This window comes from Allosphingosinicella deserti, from assembly GCF_003012735.1.
GTDB classification, from domain to species: domain Bacteria; phylum Pseudomonadota; class Alphaproteobacteria; order Sphingomonadales; family Sphingomonadaceae; genus Allosphingosinicella; species Allosphingosinicella deserti.
Genome location: NZ_PXYI01000008.1, coordinates 55,017 through 73,500, shown reverse-complemented (window position 1 = coordinate 73,500; position 18,484 = coordinate 55,017). Strand labels below are relative to the sequence as shown.

The 18,484-nt window shown below is 65.6% G+C and carries 15 protein-coding genes; 9 read left to right on the top strand and 6 right to left on the bottom strand.

All coding sequences use genetic code 11. The annotated features are described in order from the left end of the window. Positions 1-70 precede the first annotated feature (70 nt). The 4 genes from pdxH (at position 71) to C7I55_RS21230 (ending at position 3,841) form a co-directional block, all read left to right on the top strand. Positions 71-649, top strand: coding sequence for a pyridoxamine 5'-phosphate oxidase (gene pdxH / locus C7I55_RS21245; protein ID WP_106515043.1), 579 nt, complete (start codon positions 71-73; stop codon positions 647-649). Beyond that, the gene (locus tag C7I55_RS21240) at positions 646-1,611 is read left to right on the top strand and encodes a cation diffusion facilitator family transporter (RefSeq protein WP_106515042.1); all 966 of its coding nucleotides are present in this window, start codon (positions 646-648) and stop codon (positions 1,609-1,611) included. The genes pdxH and C7I55_RS21240 overlap by 4 nt, the downstream gene beginning before the upstream one ends. Positions 1,612-1,819: 208 nt before the next feature. Then, entirely contained in the window at positions 1,820-2,656 is an 837-nt protein-coding gene (locus C7I55_RS21235) for a PhzF family phenazine biosynthesis protein (protein ID WP_106515041.1), read from the top strand. An 81-nt stretch (positions 2,657-2,737) separates the two neighbouring features. Further along, positions 2,738-3,841 (top strand): NADH:flavin oxidoreductase/NADH oxidase, encoded by a 1,104-nt coding sequence (locus C7I55_RS21230; protein ID WP_106515040.1) that lies wholly within the window; start codon positions 2,738-2,740, stop codon positions 3,839-3,841. 25 nt (positions 3,842-3,866) lie between these two features. Here C7I55_RS21230 and C7I55_RS21225 read toward each other — a convergent pair whose 3' ends face one another. From C7I55_RS21225 to C7I55_RS21210, 4 genes are all read right to left on the bottom strand, one after another. Then, positions 3,867-4,334: an NUDIX domain-containing protein gene (locus tag C7I55_RS21225; RefSeq protein WP_106515039.1), complete on the bottom strand. Its 468-nt coding sequence runs from the start codon at positions 4,332-4,334 to the stop codon at positions 3,867-3,869. Then, positions 4,331-5,365, bottom strand: coding sequence for a sensor histidine kinase (locus tag C7I55_RS21220; RefSeq protein ID WP_106515038.1), 1,035 nt, complete (start codon positions 5,363-5,365; stop codon positions 4,331-4,333). The genes C7I55_RS21225 and C7I55_RS21220 overlap by 4 nt, the downstream gene beginning before the upstream one ends. A 296-nt stretch (positions 5,366-5,661) precedes the next feature. After that, a complete protein-coding gene (locus C7I55_RS21215; protein WP_106515037.1) occupies positions 5,662-5,976 on the bottom strand; it encodes a hypothetical protein in 315 nt (104 codons plus the stop codon). Positions 5,977-6,106: 130 nt separating this feature from the next. Next, positions 6,107-6,460 (bottom strand): PH domain-containing protein, encoded by a 354-nt coding sequence (locus tag C7I55_RS21210; RefSeq protein ID WP_158266525.1) that lies wholly within the window; start codon positions 6,458-6,460, stop codon positions 6,107-6,109. Positions 6,461-6,875: 415 nt separating this feature from the next. Between C7I55_RS21210 and C7I55_RS21205 the strand changes: the two genes are divergently transcribed. The 4 genes from C7I55_RS21205 to C7I55_RS21190 all read left to right on the top strand — a co-directional run bounded on the left by C7I55_RS21205 (position 6,876) and on the right by C7I55_RS21190 (position 13,555). Continuing rightward, positions 6,876-10,067: a TonB-dependent receptor gene (locus tag C7I55_RS21205; protein WP_106515035.1), complete on the top strand. Its 3,192-nt coding sequence runs from the start codon at positions 6,876-6,878 to the stop codon at positions 10,065-10,067. A gap of 191 nt (positions 10,068-10,258) precedes the next feature. Next, the gene (locus tag C7I55_RS21200; RefSeq protein ID WP_106515034.1) at positions 10,259-11,017 is read left to right on the top strand and encodes a SapC family protein; all 759 of its coding nucleotides are present in this window, start codon (positions 10,259-10,261) and stop codon (positions 11,015-11,017) included. A gap of 8 nt (positions 11,018-11,025) precedes the next feature. Next, positions 11,026-12,045 carry a cupin-like domain-containing protein gene (locus C7I55_RS21195; RefSeq protein WP_233222339.1) on the top strand — a complete coding sequence of 340 codons (1,020 nt, stop codon included), beginning with the start codon at positions 11,026-11,028 and terminating at the stop codon, positions 12,043-12,045. 19 nt (positions 12,046-12,064) lie between these two features. Beyond that, positions 12,065-13,555: a tryptophan halogenase family protein gene (locus tag C7I55_RS21190; protein WP_106515032.1), complete on the top strand. Its 1,491-nt coding sequence runs from the start codon at positions 12,065-12,067 to the stop codon at positions 13,553-13,555. A gap of 18 nt (positions 13,556-13,573) precedes the next feature. On the opposite strand, the gene C7I55_RS21185 is transcribed toward C7I55_RS21190, so the two are convergent. Both C7I55_RS21185 and C7I55_RS29295 read right to left on the bottom strand, forming a co-directional pair. Further along, positions 13,574-15,901 (bottom strand): putative bifunctional diguanylate cyclase/phosphodiesterase, encoded by a 2,328-nt coding sequence (locus tag C7I55_RS21185; RefSeq protein WP_106515031.1) that lies wholly within the window; start codon positions 15,899-15,901, stop codon positions 13,574-13,576. 13 nt (positions 15,902-15,914) lie between these two features. Continuing rightward, entirely contained in the window at positions 15,915-18,062 is a 2,148-nt protein-coding gene (locus tag C7I55_RS29295) for a FecR domain-containing protein (RefSeq protein WP_106515030.1), read from the bottom strand. 245 nt (positions 18,063-18,307) lie between these two features. Between C7I55_RS29295 and C7I55_RS28280 the strand changes: the two genes are divergently transcribed. Beyond that, positions 18,308-18,466 carry a hypothetical protein gene (locus tag C7I55_RS28280; RefSeq protein ID WP_158266524.1) on the top strand — a complete coding sequence of 53 codons (159 nt, stop codon included), beginning with the start codon at positions 18,308-18,310 and terminating at the stop codon, positions 18,464-18,466. Positions 18,467-18,484: the final 18 nt, after the last annotated feature.

Here is an 18,484-nt window from a genome sequence, read left to right as displayed (position 1 = left end):
AATGGGGCCGCACCCGCGCGCGCGCAAGCGTTGCCTTGTGCCGAAATTGGATCGGCGGCAAAGAGCGGCCATGGTTGATGATCCCCACGCATTGTTCGAAACCTGGATGGCAGAGGCGCGGCTTTCGGAGCCGAACGATCCCAACGCCATGGCACTGGCCACTGCCGATCGTTCGGGACAGCCGTCGGTGCGGATGGTGCTGCTCAAGGGCCACGATGAGCGCGGCTTCGTCTTCTACACCAATCTCGACAGCCGAAAGGGCGGCGAACTCGCCGGCAACCCGCATGCCGGGCTGCTGTTCCACTGGAAGTCGCTTCGGCGACAGGTGCGCATCGAAGGCCCGGTCGGACCGGTCTCCGAAGAAGAAGCCGACGCCTATTTCGCCACCCGCAGCCGCGACAGCCAGCTCGGAGCATGGGCCTCCGATCAGTCGCGACCGCTCGACACACGCGCGACCTTCGAGACCCGCTACGACGAGCTCCGCGCACGTTTTGAGGGCCAGAACGTACCCCGGCCGCCGCGCTGGTCGGGCTTCCGAGTCGTCCCGGTTCGGATCGAGTTCTGGAACGACCGCGCTCATCGGCTCCACGAACGGCGCCTGTTCACCCGAGCCGATGACGGTTGGAGCGAGGGCCTGCTCTACCCGTGACCCGAGCGCATGTTCACGGCGCGGCGCACGAGGCTGGCCCGCGGGCGGGCGGAGCGAACCTTGCCAAGCGTGCCGCGGTCGCCAGCGTCTCGGTTGCGCTGTTCCTGCTTCTGCTCAAGGCCTTCGCCGCCTGGACGACCGGATCGGTGGCGATGCTCGGCTCGCTCGCCGACACCGCCCTCGACGTGATCGCATCCTTGATCACGCTGTACGGTGTTCGCGTCGCTGCCGCGCCGGCCGACGAGGGCCATCGCTTCGGACACGGGAAGGCCGAAGCGCTGGCGGCGCTCGGCCAGGTGGCGCTGATCACCGCGTCTGCGATCGGCATCGCCTGGCGCGCGGTCGATCGGCTGATCGCCGGCACGGTCACCGCCGATGCGGAATATGGAATCGGGGTTTCGCTGCTTGCGATCGCCACCACCCTTGCCCTGCTGTCGTACCAGCGGCGGGTGATCGCCCGCACCGGTTCGGTGGCGATCGAGGCGGATCACGTCCATTATCAATCGGATCTCCTGCTCAACGCATCGGTGATCGCGGCGCTGGTCGTCGATCAATATCTCGGCCTTTCCGGCGCAGACCCCCTGTTCGGGATCGTCATCGCCCTGTGGCTGTTGTTCGGCGCCTGGCGGGCGTCGGCGCGGGCGATCGACCAGTTGATGGACCGCGAATGGCCCGAGGAGAAGCGCCGCCGCTTCATCGAAGCCGCCTCCCGCCATCCCGAGCTCAAGGGCATGCACGATCTGCGCACCCGCACCAGCGGCGCCCACGATTTCGTCCAGTTCCACGTCTGGGTCGATCCCGAGATGACCGTCGCCGAGGCGCACCGCGTCATGGACGAGGTCGAGCACAAGCTCGAGGAGGAATTCCCAGGCTGTGAGATCCTGATCCACGTCGATCCGGAAGGCCAGGTCGATCAACCCGGCAATCCGCTGGCGGAGACGGATCTGACGCCGCGGAAATGACAAAGCCCCAGGAAGGCGCTTGCGGGTGCCGAGGGCCGCGGGAACGCTTGTAGATGCGCTGCGCGCGTGACCCGGTGGAGCCCCGATATCGAGTCCACCCGCGCCCCGGCCTCGCCCTCAAGGGTGAGGAGCAGGAAGATGGGGTGGAGCCACTGTCACTCCGTTTCGCTCTTCGCTAGTCCCGGGTGTCCCACGGCCGGAGTCTAACATGTCCGAATATCGTCTCGTCCAAGTCGACGCCTTTGCCAACCGTCCGTTCACCGGAAATCCCGCCGCGGTGGTCCCGCTGGAGGAGTGGCTGGCTGACGCGACCATGCAGGCGATCGCCGAGGAGAATAATCTCAGCGAAACGGCATTCACGGTGCCGACAACGGGCGACGCCGATTACGAGCTGCGCTGGTTCACGCCGACGACCGAGGTTGCCCTATGCGGACACGCGACCCTGGCGAGCGGCCACGTTCTGATCGAAGGAGAGCAGGTCCGCTTCCGCACGCGCAAGGCAGGCATCCTGATTGTCGGACGCGACGGAGACGGCTACACGCTCGATCTGCCGGTGACCCTGGTTGCGGAAGCGACGGGCGAGGCGCTGAAGCCTTTCGTCAGCCACGACGGAAGTGCACTTGTCGATCTGCTTACCCAGGATGCGGCGAGCCGGGAAACGTGCAGGGTCTTCCTCAGCTACCAGGGCGCGGAGGCCACCGCGATCGTACTGTTCGAGGACGAGGAGGCGGTCCGCCGCTGCGCCCCGGACATGAAGCGGCTGGGCGAGATCGAGCTGATGGTGATCGTGACCGCGCCGGGGAGCGACGGCCACGACGTGGTAAGCCGGGTGTTCGTGCCCGCCTGGGGCGTCGACGAGGACCCCGTGACCGGCTCGGCCCATGGCGCGCTCGTTCCCTTCTGGTGCGACCGCCTCGGCCGCGACCGGTTCACGGCCTTCCAGGCGAGCCGCCGCGGCGGCGCGCTGACATGCCGCCGAGACGGCGACCGGGCGATCCTCGGCGGGCAGTGCGTGACGGTGATCGAAGGCACGCTTAGCCTCTGATTGGGAAGGGGGTCTGGAAACGGACGGGCCCCGACCCATCTTCAGCGCTCGACGGGCATTCGCCCAACCACAGGACAGACCATGGCCAGCAAGCTCTTCACGCCCCTCGATGTCGGCGCGCTTTCCCTTTCCAACCGCATCGTCATCGCACCGATGTGCCAATATTCCGCCGACGGGAGCGGCAATGCGACCGACTGGCACCTGATCCACCTCGGCACTCTCTCGCTCTCGGGCGCTTCATTGCTGATGATCGAGGCGACGGCGGTCACTCCGGAGGGAAGGATCTCCCCCGACGATCTCGGCCTGTGGTCGGACGACAACGAGGCCGCGCTCGCCCGCGTGCTCGCCGGCGTCCGACGCTATTCCGACATGCCGATCGGGATCCAGCTCGCCCATGCCGGCCGCAAGGCTTCGACGCGGGTACCGTGGGAAGGCGGCGCCCAGATCCGCCCGGACGAGCCGACCGGCTGGCAGACCGAGGCGCCCTCCCCGCTTGCGTTCGAGAACGGCGAAAACCCGCCCACCGAACTTGGCCGCGACGATCTCGTCCGGCTCCGCGACGCATTCGTCGCGGCGGCGGTCAGGGCCGATCGGCTCGGCATCGATGCCATCCAGCTGCACGGCGCGCACGGCTATCTGATGCACGAATTCCTCTCCCCGCTCTCAAACCGGCGCGAGGACGAATATGGCGGCAGCCTGGAGAATCGGATGCGCTTTCCGCTGGAAGTGTTCGACGCCGTCCGTGCCGCCTTTCCGGCGCACAAGCCGGTGAGCATGCGTGTCTCGGCCACCGATTGGGTCGATGGCGGCTGGGACATCGAGAGCACGACCGCCTTTGCCAAGGCACTCGAAGCCCGCGGGTGCGATGCGATCCACGTATCGAGCGGCGGCCTGCATCCCGCCCAGCAGATCCCGGTCGGGCCGAGCTACCAGGTGCCGCTGGCCCGTAAGGTGAAGGAGCAGGTCGGCATTCCCGTCATCGCCGTGGGCCTGATTACCGGCTTCGAACAGGCCGAGGCGATCGTCTCGACGGGCGACGCGGACGCAATCGCCCTTGCCCGCACGATCCTCTACGATCCGCGCTGGCCCTGGCACGCTGCCGCGGCGCTGGGGGCTCGGGTGAAAGCGGCCAAGCAATATCTTCGCTGCCAGCCGCGGCAGCACGCGGACCTGTTCAACGATTGAGCGAAGTCAGCGCTGTAGCCAAGCTCTAGAGCCCGCCGAGATCGGCCTCGAGCGCGTCCAGGATCGGCGATTGACTCGGCAGGATTCTGGCGCGCGCTTCCTCGAGCCCATACCAGGCCGCCGCGTCGATTTCCGGGAACGCACGGAATTCGCCGCTCTTCGGCGGATATTCCATGGTGAAATCGTTGCTGACGATCGAAGCGGCATCGAGATCGCCCTCGAGCGCGAAGGCATCGACCACCTTGCCGCCCGTCTGACGAATCCGGCACAGGAAGCGCGGCGTTCCCTGAGGACGGGTTCCGAGCTCTTCCTCGAACTCGCGGATGGCGCAAGCGGCAGCATCCTCGCCTTTCTCGACACCACCCTTAGGGATCATCCAGGCACCGTGATCGCGGTGCCGCCAGAACGGGCCGCCGGGGTGGGCGAGAAGCACTTCAAGCGTCTTGCCCTGCATCCGGTAGAGGATGATGCCGGCGCTGTGGGGGGCCGTCATTCGCCGTGCAGCGGCAAGGAGATGGTATGGCTCGTCCCGCCGCCGGGCGTCGAGCGGACGTCCGCGCTGCCGCCGACCCGCTGAACGAACGCGGCGACCAGCTTCGTGCCGAGCCCCTTGCGGCCCTGTGCCACCGGAGTGTAGCCGTTGCCATCGTCCGCGACTTCGATCCGAGCGTTGTCGCCTTCCCGGGTCGCACGCACCCAAATCGTTCCGCCGCTTTCATCGAAGGCGTGCTTGCAGGCATTGGTGACGAGTTCGTTCACGATGATGCCGATCGAGACCGCCGTCTCATGCGGCACCAGCATCGGCTCGATCTCCACTTCGAGCGAAATCCCCTCCGGAAGAATGCCGCGCCTGATCTGACGGCAGATCTCCTCCATCTGATCCTGCAAACGCACGGTCGCCAGACCCTGGCTGCTTGGCGCAAGCGCATCGTAAACGGCTGCGACCGCCTTCAGGCGCTCGGTGGCTTCCGTGAGGGCGGCCTTCACCTCGGAATTGCCGGAGCGATTTGCTTGCAGTGCGAGGAGGCTGGTCACGATCTGGAAATTGTTCTTCGTGCGGTGGTCCATCTCGCGGAGCGCATGGCCGAGGAAATTGATCCGCCGCTGGCGATCATATTCGCCGAGCCGCACCTCGCGCTGGTAAAGAGCAAGAGCAACGAGAATGACGATCTGGGCGAACAGGACGATCGCGAGCGTCATCGCAGTCGCCGTATCTGCGACCGCGAAGCTCTGACGATGCGGCAGCACGAAATACCAGATCAGCGCCATGCCGAGCACGAGCGATGCCGCGCCGCTCCGCCATCCGGCGACGAGAGTGGCGAGCACCGTGGACAGGAATGCCAAAGCGAATGGCGCCTGGGGACCGATCAGCGGGACGGCCATCAGCCGCAGACCGACGAAAAACCCGGTGATCGCAATTGCTGCGAGCAGCTGCGTCAGCCACTCCGGCAACAGGTGCGACAGCCGCTTCGGCAGGTCGAGCCTGACCACCCTGCGCACATCCGACCCCCAATCCATGCCCATGCCGGGCGCCCCATGCCCCGGTCAAAGCATTGGCTCCGTGCGAGATTTCTCCCGGGAGCCTTGCACGCCTCGTAGCACAGATGGTCGCTGGCCCGACAGCGTTTGTGTCGTTGATGGACGGCAAGCCGGGACGCTCGAAGATGGCAAAGAGAACCGGCAGGCGAGGCCCGCTCGAAGCAGCCGCGCCGATCAGCGGAAGGTGGAGCGCCGATCAGGGCTTCGTTCGTGCTGGGGCCATTTGCCCCGTTCGCGCCTTACCAGACATCGAACGGGGCTTTGGGGCGAATGGCGGTCAATCAGTAGCGGCGATAATCCCGGTAGTCGCGATAATCCGCCCGGTAACGCCGATCGTACCGATCGCCGCGGCGATAGTCGCGGCGGTCATCACGGCGAGCCTCGCGGATCTCACGACGGCATTCGCGCAACTCACGTCGATATTCGCGACGGCTGTCGGCCCGGCGCAGCTCGCGGCGGCATTCGCGCTGCTCCTGACGCACTTCCGAACCGCGACCGTAGCCGTAAGAGCCGCGACCACCCCAATTCTGGGCCGAAGCACCGGTGGCGGGAAGCACTGTGGCGGCCGCGAGCGCGGCAAATACGAGAATACGCATCACTCTCTCCTGTCATCCGTCCCGTCGGGACCTGGAACACACCCTTCAGAACGATTGGAAGGTAACCCACGCTCCATGAACCTGAAACTACGTCTCATTCATCGTCGCGAAAGCGTAACGGATGCGCAGATCAGGCGAGCCTGGCGGCGAGCAGCCGCTGTAATGCGGCGAGATCGGTCCCCGGATTGGCTCGGAGATGAAGTGGCTGCTGTTCGTCGGCGAGCCAGATCCGCAACACGCTGCGGCTGCCCTCGCTGGCGTCGGTGATCGCGAAGTGTCGCAACTGCCGCCACGGATAGGAGGCGGTCTCGATCTTCTCCTGCAGCAGATGTTCCCGCTGGACGAGCAGGATCCGCAACTCGGTGAACAAAATGAGCCCGGTTGCCGATGCGAACCCGGCATAAACCCGCTCGCCATCGACCAAATGAGGCGTGCGCTCGGCCGCTTCGGTGGGGCTGAGTTCGTCTACGTCGAGGATCCGCATTCGCCCTATCTGGGGCGGAAACAAGACGCCCGCAATGGCCGCGAAGGCGCGAAAAGCAGGATCCGTAACCAGCATCGCGCCAGGGAACGCTTGCTGCATCGCAGCATCGTTCTCCCGAGAACGGTTACAGCAGGTGCAAACTTCCGCTTCTGTGTTGCACAGCTGTCACAACTATCATGAGTCTGGCGATCGTCTCTGGCCCCGGCAATCTCGCAAGTTGCTGTACCCGTTAGCCATTTGAATATGTCGGATAAATGGCAGCTTGTTTTTCGCACATGCACATGACCGTCCGCCTTGATCGGTCAGGATGCTCGTGTTAGCGCTAACGAAATCGGAGTTACTAGGACGGCCAAAGAACTGGTCGGCCAATGTGCACAACTGGCCCGTAGAGCCTGAGACAATAGGGGAGGAAGCCATGAACAGCCTTACTAGTCGAACCGCGTCCGAAACACGCTCGGGCACGCTGCTGCGCGCATCGTTGCTGCTCGGCGTCTCCACCCTCTCCGCCGGCATGTTCACCGCGCCGGCCTGGGCGCAGGAGGGGACCACCGCCACCACCGCGACCGGCGAACCCACGCCGGCGGAAACCAACGCCGTCACCCCGACGCCGGCGGACGACGAAGAAATCGTGGTCACCGGCATCCGCGCCAGCCTCGAGGCGGCGATGGACATCAAGCGGGAGTCGAACGGCGTCGTGGACGCGATCTCGGCCGAAGACATCGGCAAGTTCCCGGACACCAACCTGGCGGAAAGCCTCCAGCGCATCCCCGGCGTCTCGATCGACCGCCGCAATGGCGAAGGGTCGCAGGTCACCGTCCGCGGCTTCGGCCCGACCTTCAACCTCGTCACGGTGAACGGCCGCCAGATCGCGACCTCGGACGTGAACGCCGTCGGCGGCGACCAGAATGTCGACTTTGCACGTGCCACAGGCCGTTCGTTCGACTTCTCGAACCTTGCTTCGGAAGGCGTCAGCCGGCTGGAAGTCTACAAGACCGGCCGTGCCGCCATCCCCTCGGGCGGCATCGGCGCTGCGATCAACGTCGTCACCCAGCGCCCGCTGGACGGCAGAGCCGAGGGCCTGCGCGGAAGCATCGGGGCCAAGGCGCTTTATGACACCAGCGGCGACGGCTTCAAGATCACGCCGGAAGTGTCGGGCGTGGTCAGCTGGTCGGACGCCGAGGATCGCTTCGGCGTGTCGCTGTTCGGCGCCTATCAGAAGCGCGAGAGCGCAGCGGCGAGCGCCACCTCCAACGACTGGAACATCGCGCCCTTCTCGTCGATGCCGGGCCGTGGACCGACGACCGTGATCACCAACGGGCCGACCGATCCCAACCAGCTGGTCGCGATCCCGAACGACAGCCGCTACCATTATTCGGAGTCGGAGCGCGAGCGCATCAATGCCTCCGGTACGCTGCAATTCAGGCCGATGGAGACGCTCACGTTCACTGCCGACGCCTTGTTCGCCCAGAACAAGATTTCGGAAGAGCGCGCCGATCAGACCAACTGGTTCAACCGGCCGTTCGACGCGGTGACGTTCGACGACGATCCTGTGGTCAAGACCGCCACGCTGATCCAGGAAGGCTCGCTCTACACCGTCAAGGACATGGGCTTCGAGCAGCAATATCGTGCGACCAAGACCCAGCTCGAATCCTATGGTCTCAACGCGAATTGGGAGATCGCCGACGGGTTCACCCTGAACCTCGACGCCAACCACTCGAAGTCGAAGAGCACGCCCGACGCTCGGAATGGCGCAAGCTCGACCCTGGTCAGCTTCGGTGCTCCGGTGATCGACTCCCACTCGGTGGACTATAACGGATCCATCCCGCTTCAGAATTACGTTTTCAACGACCGGGTCGTCGACGTCGATCAGGCAACCGGCGCGATCAATCGGCGCGGCAATGCGAACGGCGTGCTCGACATTGGCGATCTCGGGACCCAGGTGCAGCGCACCAACGCCTCGCGCCAGAGCCATCGCATCAACCAGTTCCGCGCCGACCTGAGCTGGGAGCTCGACGGTGAGAGCCGCTTCGATGTCGGCACGACCTATATCGACTCGAAGATGACCAGCCAGCGAACCCAAACGCAGCAGCAATTGGGCGACTGGGGAATCGGCAATGTCGGCGACGTCGCCCAGTTCGCCGGCGACTTGATCGAGACCTACTGTCTGAGCTGCAAGTTCGACCATTACAGCCCGACTTCCGCCGACATCGCGTTCCGCGGCAACGCCGTCGATCTCTACGAGGCGTTCGCCCAGGGCTATTCGAACAACCCCATTAGCGTCACCGGCAGCGATTTCGACCGGGTTCGCGAAAAGATCTGGTCGGCCTACGCCCAGTTCAGCTGGAAGGGCGATCTCGCCGGGAAGCGAGCGGGCCTCGTCGCCGGTGTTCGTTGGGAGAACACCAAGGTGGATTCGTTCGCCGAGTTCAATGAGCCGGACAGCATCAACTGGGCGTCGGATAACGATTTCACCCGCATCCTCCGCCTGGTCGACGACACGCTGGTCACCCGTTCGGGCGAGGGCGAGTACAACAACCTCCTGCCTGCGGTCGACTTCCAGATCGAGCCGATGGATAATGTCGTTGCCCGCGTCTCCTATTCGAAGACGCTTGCGCGGCCGGATTACGGCAATCTGTTCGCCTCCGAGCAGGCCAATGGCCCCAATCGGCCGACGGCGCTTGGCGGCGTACCAACCGGCAACACCGGCAACCCGAACTTGCGGCCGCTGGTCTCGGACAATTTCGACATCTCGCTCGAATGGTATTTCGGCCGCACAAGCTACATTTCGGCGGGCTTCTTCGCCAAGCGGGTGAAGAATTTCGTCGGCGTAGGCCAGGTCGATCGGCCCCTGTTCGAACTGCGTGACCCGAGTTCCGGTGCCGCCGGAACCCGTTCGGGCATCGCCCGGCAGGAGCTGGATCGGCTCGGCCTTACAATCAGCGACGTGAACCTGTTCACGATGACGGCGCTGCTGATCGAGAACGGCGGCAACATCGGAACGGCTTCCACCCAGTTCCAGTCCAACCTGGTCAACGGCAATCTCAACCAGGCCTTCGTCGACACGGTTCTGCGCCGCACCGACGTCGTCGCCAATGCCGCCGACCCGCTCTACACCTTCTCGGTGGCGACGCCGATCAACAACCGGCGCGGCAACATTCACGGCTTCGAAATCCAGGGTCAGCACTTCTTCGGGGACACCGGCTTTGGTATCTCCGGGTCGTACACCAAGGTGCTCGGCGACGTGAAGATCGATCGCGGTGCCGATCCAAGCGCCAACGTGTTCGCGCTCACGGGCCTCAGCGACAGCTTCAACATCACGGGCATCTTCGAGAAGAACGGCCTCTCGGCCCGCGTCGCCTACAATTGGCGCGACAAGTTCCTGGCAGCGGTGAACCGCGGCAACAACAGGAACCCGGTCTTCTTCGCGCCGTTCGGGACCCTGGATGCGAACATCAGCTACGACGTGACCGAGAATATCGCGGTCTCGCTCGAAGCGATCAACATCCTCAGCGAACCGGTCCGGTCCTATGCCCGGTCGGAGAACCAACTGTGGTTCGCGCAGGAGCAGAAGCCACGCATTCTGCTCGGTACGCGCTTCCGCTTCTGATCGCAGCGGAACGGGAGGGGGAAGGCCGCTGCGTGTCAGCGGCCTTTCCTCTTTCCGATACCGCGCGTCGCCATCGGCGTGGGAAGCCGCTAAGCTCTTTCCCGCGCGCTGGCGATGGACCATCATCGCCGCGGTCGCGGCGGCCTGAAGCCGAGCAGGGCCGAGTTGGGGACAGGGTTGAGCAGCGCGCCATGACCAGACAGGTTCTTCTCAACAATATCGATCATGCCGCGCTGAAGGTGGCGCCGCGGTTCGGCGCCGATTTTGGTGATGCCGTGAACCAGTTGCCGGTCTTCCCGACGGAATTCGAGGCATTGCAGCGCGAGTTCGCCATCTTCTTCCGCCGCGACGAGGAGGACCAGCTTCAGGCCGTCGTCCTGCTCGGCCTCGATCGCCAGGAAAATCTGTATCTTGGCAGCGAAGGCTGGCGCACGCGCAGCGTGCCTGCGATCCAGCGCCGTGGCCCCTTCTCGATCAGCCTCTCGCAGCGCGCGAACGATCCCGACGGGCGCCCCGCGCCGATGATCCACGTCGATCTCGACGATCCCCGCGTCGGCGACGCCGAGGGTCATGCCCTGTTCCTGCCACAGGGTGGCAATGCGCCCTATCTCAACGAAATTACGGACGTGTTGCGCACGATCTACGAGGGCCTGGAACTCTCGCGGCCGATGTACGCAGCCTATGACGCGCTTGCGCTCGTCCAGCCGGTTGCGGTCGAGATCGCGCTTGGGGAAGGACGCACCTACACCCTTCCCAATTATCATGCCGTTTCGGCCGAGCGGCTGTCATCGCTAGACGGGGCTGCGCTCGAGAGCCTGCATCATGCCGGCTTTCTGGCACCCGCGATCTTCGCCTTGTCTTCGCTTGCCAACGTCCAGCGCCTGATCGAGCTCAAGAACCGCAAGCTTTCGGGCGCAACCGACGGTCCGGTCGCGGGTGCGGGTGCATGAGGGAGACGATGCGCAAGACCCGGGTGCTGACCGGTATCGCGCCGGACTCGATCCCTTATGATCGTCTCATGACCGAGCAGCAGCCGGCGATCCTGAAAGGCGTGGCAGGCCAATGGCCGCTGGTCCGACGCGGCCTGGAATCGCCGCGCGCCGCAATCGCCTATCTGCGCCGCTTCCAGGGCCAGCGGCCGATCGTCGCCTATAGCGGCGCGCCCGAGATCAAGGGCCGGTTCTTCTACAACGAGGATGTCACCGGCCTCAACTTCCAGGGGGGCCGTGCGCCGCTTGGCGAGGTGCTTGCCCGCATCGAAGAGCATCTCGATAATCCGGCGCCGCCCGCCTTCTACATCGGCTCGACCGACCTCGATCTCTATCTTCCGGATTTCCGCGGCGAGAACGACCTGCCGCTCAACCACGACATGTTCCAGCGCAATCCACCGCTTGCGAGCATCTGGATCGGCAACCGGACGATTGCGTCGGCCCACTACGACATGTCCAACAATCTCGCCTGCTGCGTAGTCGGGCGCCGACGCTTCACCCTGTTTCCGCCGGAGCAGATCGACAATCTCTATCCGGGCCCGCTGGAGCCGACGCCGGGCGGCCAGGTCGTCAGCATGGTCGATTTCGACAATCCCGATCCGGTTCGCCATCCGCGTTTTGCAGAAGCGCTTGCGGCCGGCGAAATTGCCGAGCTCGAGCCCGGCGACGTGCTCTTCTATCCCGCTTTGTGGTGGCATCATGTCGAAGCACTCGAAGGCTTCAACGTGCTGGTCAATTATTGGTGGAACACATCGCCCGCCTTCATGGACACGCCGCAGAACACGCTCCTCCATGCTTTGCTGAGCCTCCGCGATCGGCCGGCACCGGAGAAGAAGGCATGGAAAGCCCTGTTCGATTATTATGTGTTCGGCCCGGCCGATCGACCGGCCGCGCATCTGCCCGAACATGCCCGCGGCAATCTGGCCCCGATGGACGATCTCAAGGCGCGCCGGTTGCGCGCTTTGCTGCTCAACCGGCTCAACCGCTGAAGACGAGAGGATCGCAAGCGTGGACGGGCAAGAGGTGAGGAAAGTGGTCATCGCCGGCGGCGGTACCGCCGGTTGGATCGCAGCCGCAGCGCTCTCGCGCCAGCTGGGCCGGCTGCTCGACATCACCCTCGTCGAATCCGACGAGATCGGCACTGTCGGAGTCGGCGAATCGACGATCCCGACGGCCCGCAGCTTCAACGCCCTGCTCGGCCTCGACGAACGCGAGTTCATGCGAGCCACCCAGGCGACGTTCAAGCTGGGCATAGCCTTCGAGGATTGGGCGCGGCTCGGCGATCGCTACCTCCACTCATTCGGCCAGATCGGCACCTCCACCTGGATCGCCGACTTCCACCATTTCTGGCTCGAGGCGCGGGCGCGCAGGATCGCCGGCGGCCTCGGCGACTATTGCTTTGAGCTTCAGGCCGCCGAAGCCGGCAAGTTCGCGACCGGCCCGGATGCGGCGATCAACTATGCCTATCATCTGGATGCGACCTTGTACGGCCGCTACCTGCGCGAGCGCAGCGAGCGCCAGGGCGTCTCCCGCGTCGAAGGCAAGATCGGACAGGTCGAACAGGATCCGGAGAGCGGCTTCATTCGCGCCCTGGTGCTGGAATCGGGCGCGCGGATCGAGGGCGATCTGTTCATCGACTGCACCGGCTTTCGCGGTCTGCTGATCGAGCAAACGCTCAAGGCCGGCTACGAGGATTGGGGCCAATGGCTCGCCACCGACAGCGCATTGGCGGTGCAGACGGGCTCGGTTGGCCCGGCGCTTCCCTATACGCGGGCGATTGCGCACGAGGCGGGCTGGCAATGGCGAATCCCGCTCCAGCACCGCGTCGGTAACGGCCTCGTCTATTCGAGCGCTCACATGGACGACGACGCGGCCCAAGCGCTGCTGATGGCGAAACTAGAGGGCGATGCGCTGACCGAGCCGCGAGTGATCCGTTACCGCACCGGGCGCCGCCGTAAGACGTGGGAGAAGAATTGTGTCGCGCTCGGGCTCGCCAGCGGGTTCGTCGAACCGCTGGAATCGACCTCGATCCACCTGATCATGATCGCGGTGACTCGGCTGATGCAGATGTTTCCATTTTCGGGCATCAGCGAGCCGGTGGTGCGCCGTTTCAACGACCAGGCGCAGAACGAGCTCGAACGAATCCGCGACTTCATCATCCTCCATTACAAGCTCACCGAGCGGGACGATTCGGCTTTCTGGCGCCAGTGCCGCGACATGGACGTGCCGGCGACGCTCGCCGACCGCATCGGCCTCTTCCGCGAAGCGGGTTTCGCCTATCAGGCCAGCGACGATCTGTTCCGGGTCGATTCTTGGGTCCAGGTGATGCTCGGGCAGCGGCTCGAACCGCTCGGCAACCACCAGGTGAGCCGATTGATGCCGCCGGAGCGGATGCAGCAATCACTCGCCGACCTCAAATCCAAAATCGCGGCGGCGGTGCAGCGCATGCCCACCCACCAGGACTTCATCGAGCAATATTGCGCACCCATTCCCGCCTGAACGCGGCGCTAGCAATGATCAGGCCGCCGCCTTCATCCTGTTGTCGAGCAAGGCGGAGAGCGCATCTGCTGAAAGCGGACGAGAGATATAGAAGCCCTGGGCGGTATCGCAGTGCATCTCGCCGAGCAGCCGCAGGCATTCTGCATCCTCGATCCCTTCCGCGACCACCTTCATGCCGAGTTCGTGCGCCATCGCGATGGTCGACCGCACCATGATCGCGTTGCGACGATCGCCGGCGATCGTCTGGACGAAGCTCTTGTCGATCTTGAGCTCCGTCGCCGGAAGCCGCTGGAGATAACCGAGCGAAGACTGGCCGGTGCCGTAATCGTCGATGGAAATGTTGACGCCGAGCGCACGCCAGCTCTCGAGTGCGGCCACGGCGCGCTCCGGATCGACCATCGCGGCGCTTTCGGTGACTTCGATCGTCAACCGATCCGGCCGCGTGACGCCATCGCCGAGCGTCGCTCGCACGGTCTCGATGAAACCGTGATCGGCGAGCAGGGTCGCCGAGACATTGACGGCGACGCCGATCGGATAGCCATTGTCTCCCCAGCTGCGCGCATCCTCGAGCGCCTGACGGAGAACATGGATCGTCAGATCGGCAGCCCGGCCGTTTGCTTCGATAACAGGAATGAAGCGATCCGGTCCGATCGGCCCGCGCTCGCGGTGATTCCAGCGCACCAGCGCCTCGACACCGATGATCCGCCCGCTCGCGATGTCGAGCTTGGGCTGGTAGGCGTTCCAGAGGTCGCCGCTTGCCATCGCCAAATCGAGTTCTGCGAGCAGCGAGAGCTGCCAATTCGCTTCCTGGCCGTCCGCTTCGGTGAACTTCTGCCAGCGACCGCCCCGACGCGCCGCGTTCAGCGCGGCAAGCTCGGCATCGGCGACCAGCGCGCGTGGACTGCGGCGGTCGCCGCCGCCCGCCGCAAGACCGAAGGTGAGCGAGACGTCGACGGGACGATCGAGGGCGAGCGGCGCGCGCATCAGGGCGGCGGTCTCTTCCAGGCGGCCGTCGAGGCTGGATTCGTCCTCGGCCCGCTCGATCCAGGCCAGGGTCGCACTGTCGGCGCGATAGACAATTCCCTGGGCGCAGCTGCGGCGCAGCCGTTCCGACACACGCAACACCAGCTGCCCGACGGCGTCCGCGCCCAGCCCGGACGCGAGCACGGTGAAATGTTCGATGTGGGCGACGACGACGTGGGCATCGGGGCGGCTCGTCAGGACGGCTTCGAGTGCGGCGAGGTTCGGCAGCCCGGTTGCCGGATCATGCCGCTCGCGCCGGCGCGCGCGGTCGGCGCCAAACGCGGCGAGCACGAGGCCGATTCCGCACATCAACACAGCCAGGGCGGGGACGATCGGGAACGTGGCCGCGAATCTCTGCTCGGAGGCAAATGGCGCAGCGACGAGGAGGCAGGTTGCGGCAAGCAGCATAGCAAGGTGTCTCGGCCGCCGGCCGCGGCTGAGTGCCGCCACCAGGACCAGCGCGAGGATCAGCGGCGCCAGGCCATTATATTCGTGCGGAATCCGGGCACCCAGCAGAGATTCGGCGGCGATCGCCTGGATCACCACGCCGGGCAACACGCCGTAGCGCGGCGTCGTGTAGCGGTCCCAGATCTCGATCGCGGTCGCGCCGATCATCACCCGTTTGTTCGCGAGCGCCGCCGCCGGAACCTTCCCGTCGACGACATCGATGACGCTGAACCGCGGGATCGTGTCGGGCTCGATCGCATAATCTACCGGAAAGTCCTGGCGGATATCGGCCGTCACGCCTGCCGTGAGGCTGGGAAGCGACGGACGCGGCGTGTCCGCGGTTTCGACGCCGAGTGGCATCCGGCGGACGGTCCCGTCGCTGTCGGGCTGCACATTGACCGCTCCGAGGAAGGCGCGATCGGCAAGCAACTTGATCGGCAGATTGTCGACGAAACCAGTGGCGCCGCTGCCGGCAGCCTGCCGGAAGGTAGGAATGATCACGCCGCCGCCGGCGCGGTCAAGCGCCGCGGCGAGCGCCCCATCCTCCTTGGGCTCGGTCGGCGAGGAGAAATCGACGTCGAAGGCGATCGACCGCGCGCCGGCCTCGCGGAGCCGGTCGACGAGCTTCGCATGGACGCTGCGCGGCCAGGGCCAGCGGGCAATCTGCTTGAGGCTGCGGGCGTCGATCTCGACGACGACGATCTCTCCGCTCGCCGGCCGCGAACGCAAGCCGAAGCGCAGATCCTGCAGACCTTGCTCGAAACCGGTTCCGAGACCGGTGAAGAGCATCCCGAACCCGATCAGCGCCACTGCCGCGACTGTCAGCCGCCGTGGAAGGCTGTCGATGCGCTGAGCGAGGCTTGCGAAGCGAGACATTGATAAGGCCCGATCAGTCGGCGCGCTGCAGACCGCTCAGACGATCCGTGCGCACGTCGGCGCGCTCGGCCGCGGCAGCGTCCGTATCCGCGATGAGATGCTCGATCCGCTCTCCGGCCTTGCCGCGCCCTTCTGACTCACCACCTTTGCCGCCGTCCTTCGGACCCGGGGATTCGGGTGCACCCGCATCGGGTTTACCGCCGTCGGGCCTGCCTGCGTCGGAATTGCCGGTCGCGGGCTTATCCGGGTCAGGCTTGCCTGTATCCGGCTTGCCTGCGTCGGGCTTATCCGTCTCCGGCTTGCCGGCGTCAGGTTTATCCGCGTCGGGCTTGTCCGTGTCCGGCTTGCCGGCGTCAGGCTTATCCGTCTCCGGCTTGCCTGCGTCAGGTTTACCCGCGTCGGGCTTGTCCGTGTCCGGCTTTCCGGCGTCAGGCTTGCCGCCGTCAGGCTTTCCCGTGTCCGGCTTATCCTTGTCGGGCTTATCCGTGTCGGGCTTGCCGGCGTCAGGTTTTCCCGTGTCAGGCTTATCCTTGTCGGGCTTATCCGCGTCAGGCTTGCCGGCGTCAGGCTTCCCCGTGTCCGGCTTATCCGTGTCGGGCTTGCCGGCGTCAGGTTTTCCCGTGTCAGGCTTATCCTTGTCGGGCTTATCCGCGTCAGGCTTGCCGGCGTCAGGCTTCCCCGTGTCCGGCTTATCGTTGTCGGGCTTACCTGTGTCGGGCTTGCCAGTATCAGGCTTTCCGGCGTCCGGCTTGCCGCTATCGGAATTGCCGCCGTTGCCGTTGCCGGTATTGCCATTGCCATTGCCGCCGGCGCTCGAGCCGCTGCCGCTGTCGGAACTGCCGCCGTTGCCGTTGCCACCGGCGTTCGAGCCGCTGCCGCCGTCGGAACTGCCGCCGTTTCCACCCGCCGGGGGCGTCGTCGTGCCGCCGCCCTGGTCGCTGCCGCCACCCGCCGGGGGCGTCGTCGTCCCGCCGCCCTGATCGCTGCCGCCACCCGCCGGGGGCGTCGTCGTCCCGCCGCCCTGGTCGCTGCCGCCACCGGTCGGGGGCGTCGTCGTCCCGCCGCCCTGATCGCTGCCGCCACCCGCCGGGGGCGTCGTCGTCCCGCCGCCCTGATCGCTGCCGCCACCCGCCGGGGGCGTCATCGTCCCGCCGCCCTGATCGCTGCCGCCACCGGCCGGGGGCGTCGTCGTCTCGCCGCCCTGATCGCTGCCGCCACCCGCCGGGGGGGGCGCCGTTCCGCCGCTTTGATCATTTCCGCCGCCGGTCGGAGGCGTCATCTCGCCGCCACCGGGCGGAGGCGTGTTGCCGTTCCCCGCGCCGGCCAACGTTGCGAGCGGCTTGCTGAGTTCCGCGAAAACGATCTCCGCGGGCGAAGGCCCGTCGATGAGGCCGCCGGTGAGATCCGACAAGGATTGCGGACTCTCGGCGATCGGGCTCTCGATGACCGCCGGCTCTGCCTCCGGGCCGGGCTGTGCTGCTGCGGAAGGCTCTTCCGACGGCGCGGTTTCCGCGGCCGCCGGCGCGCTGGCACCGAGCTTCGCGCCCAGTGAGGAGGTGACGGTACCGGCTGGATTGTCGGAGCGGATCACCTTGCTGACGTCGCCTTGGATGGAGAGCTGGAGAAGGTCGCCTGCGCCGACACTGGCGATGTTGCCTGGACGGATCAGCTCGGCCGCGCCCCCATCGAGCGTCGACACCTCGACCGCGCCTTCGGTCACCTGAACGGTGCCACCCTGCGGACCGACATTGACGGTGAAGGTGGTCCCTTTCACCACCGCCGCGAGATAGGGGGTCTGCACGCCGAAATGCGGGCTGCTCTTTTTCTCGATCCTGAACAAGGCGGTGCCGTAATCGGCGATCATCTGCATCAGGCCGCCGCGGCTTTCGGCGACGACCGGCACGCGCAACTGGCTGCTTTGCGAGATTACGACGAATTCCTGGCCGCGAACGATGACCGCGCGGGCACCGGCGCCCGTGGCGATCGTCGACCCGCTCGCGAGCAGTGCGCCCCTCGTCACCGCACGCGCGCGGCCGTTCTCGACCACACGGACGTTGCCGCTTGCTTCGGTGACTCGCCACTGCGGCGCCGGCGCGGCCACCGCACTGGTGCCGAGGGCGATAAAGAGCGGCGCCGCGGCGCCAAGAACGATCTTGTTCATAAAACCCCTGGCGGGAGCCGAAAAGGGGCTCCCTCGACGTTCGTGATTATCCGGGGAAGATTGCGAAGAGGTTCGTCATTATCGTTAAAGAAACCTCTCGCTCGGCTGGCGACAAGTACCGGCTTTTGTTGATGATTACGCGATTCAGGAGACGGTTTGAGAGAAACGCTCGAACCGTCCCCGGGGGCGGGCTTCCGTGGTTCCACTTAATTGCGGATCGCTCGCAAAAGCCTTAATCCAAGGTCATGACTCACCAGCCGGCAAAATCGATTTCCGACGCGGATCTCAAGGACGTGATGGCAATGGTCGCGCGCGGGCGCTCCATCCCGGCGGTGATCGTCGCCGCCATCGTCGAGCGTCTGGAGGAAGCCGAGCTTCGCACCATCCTAGCCGCGGCCGCCTGACGGCTGACGCAATCCTGC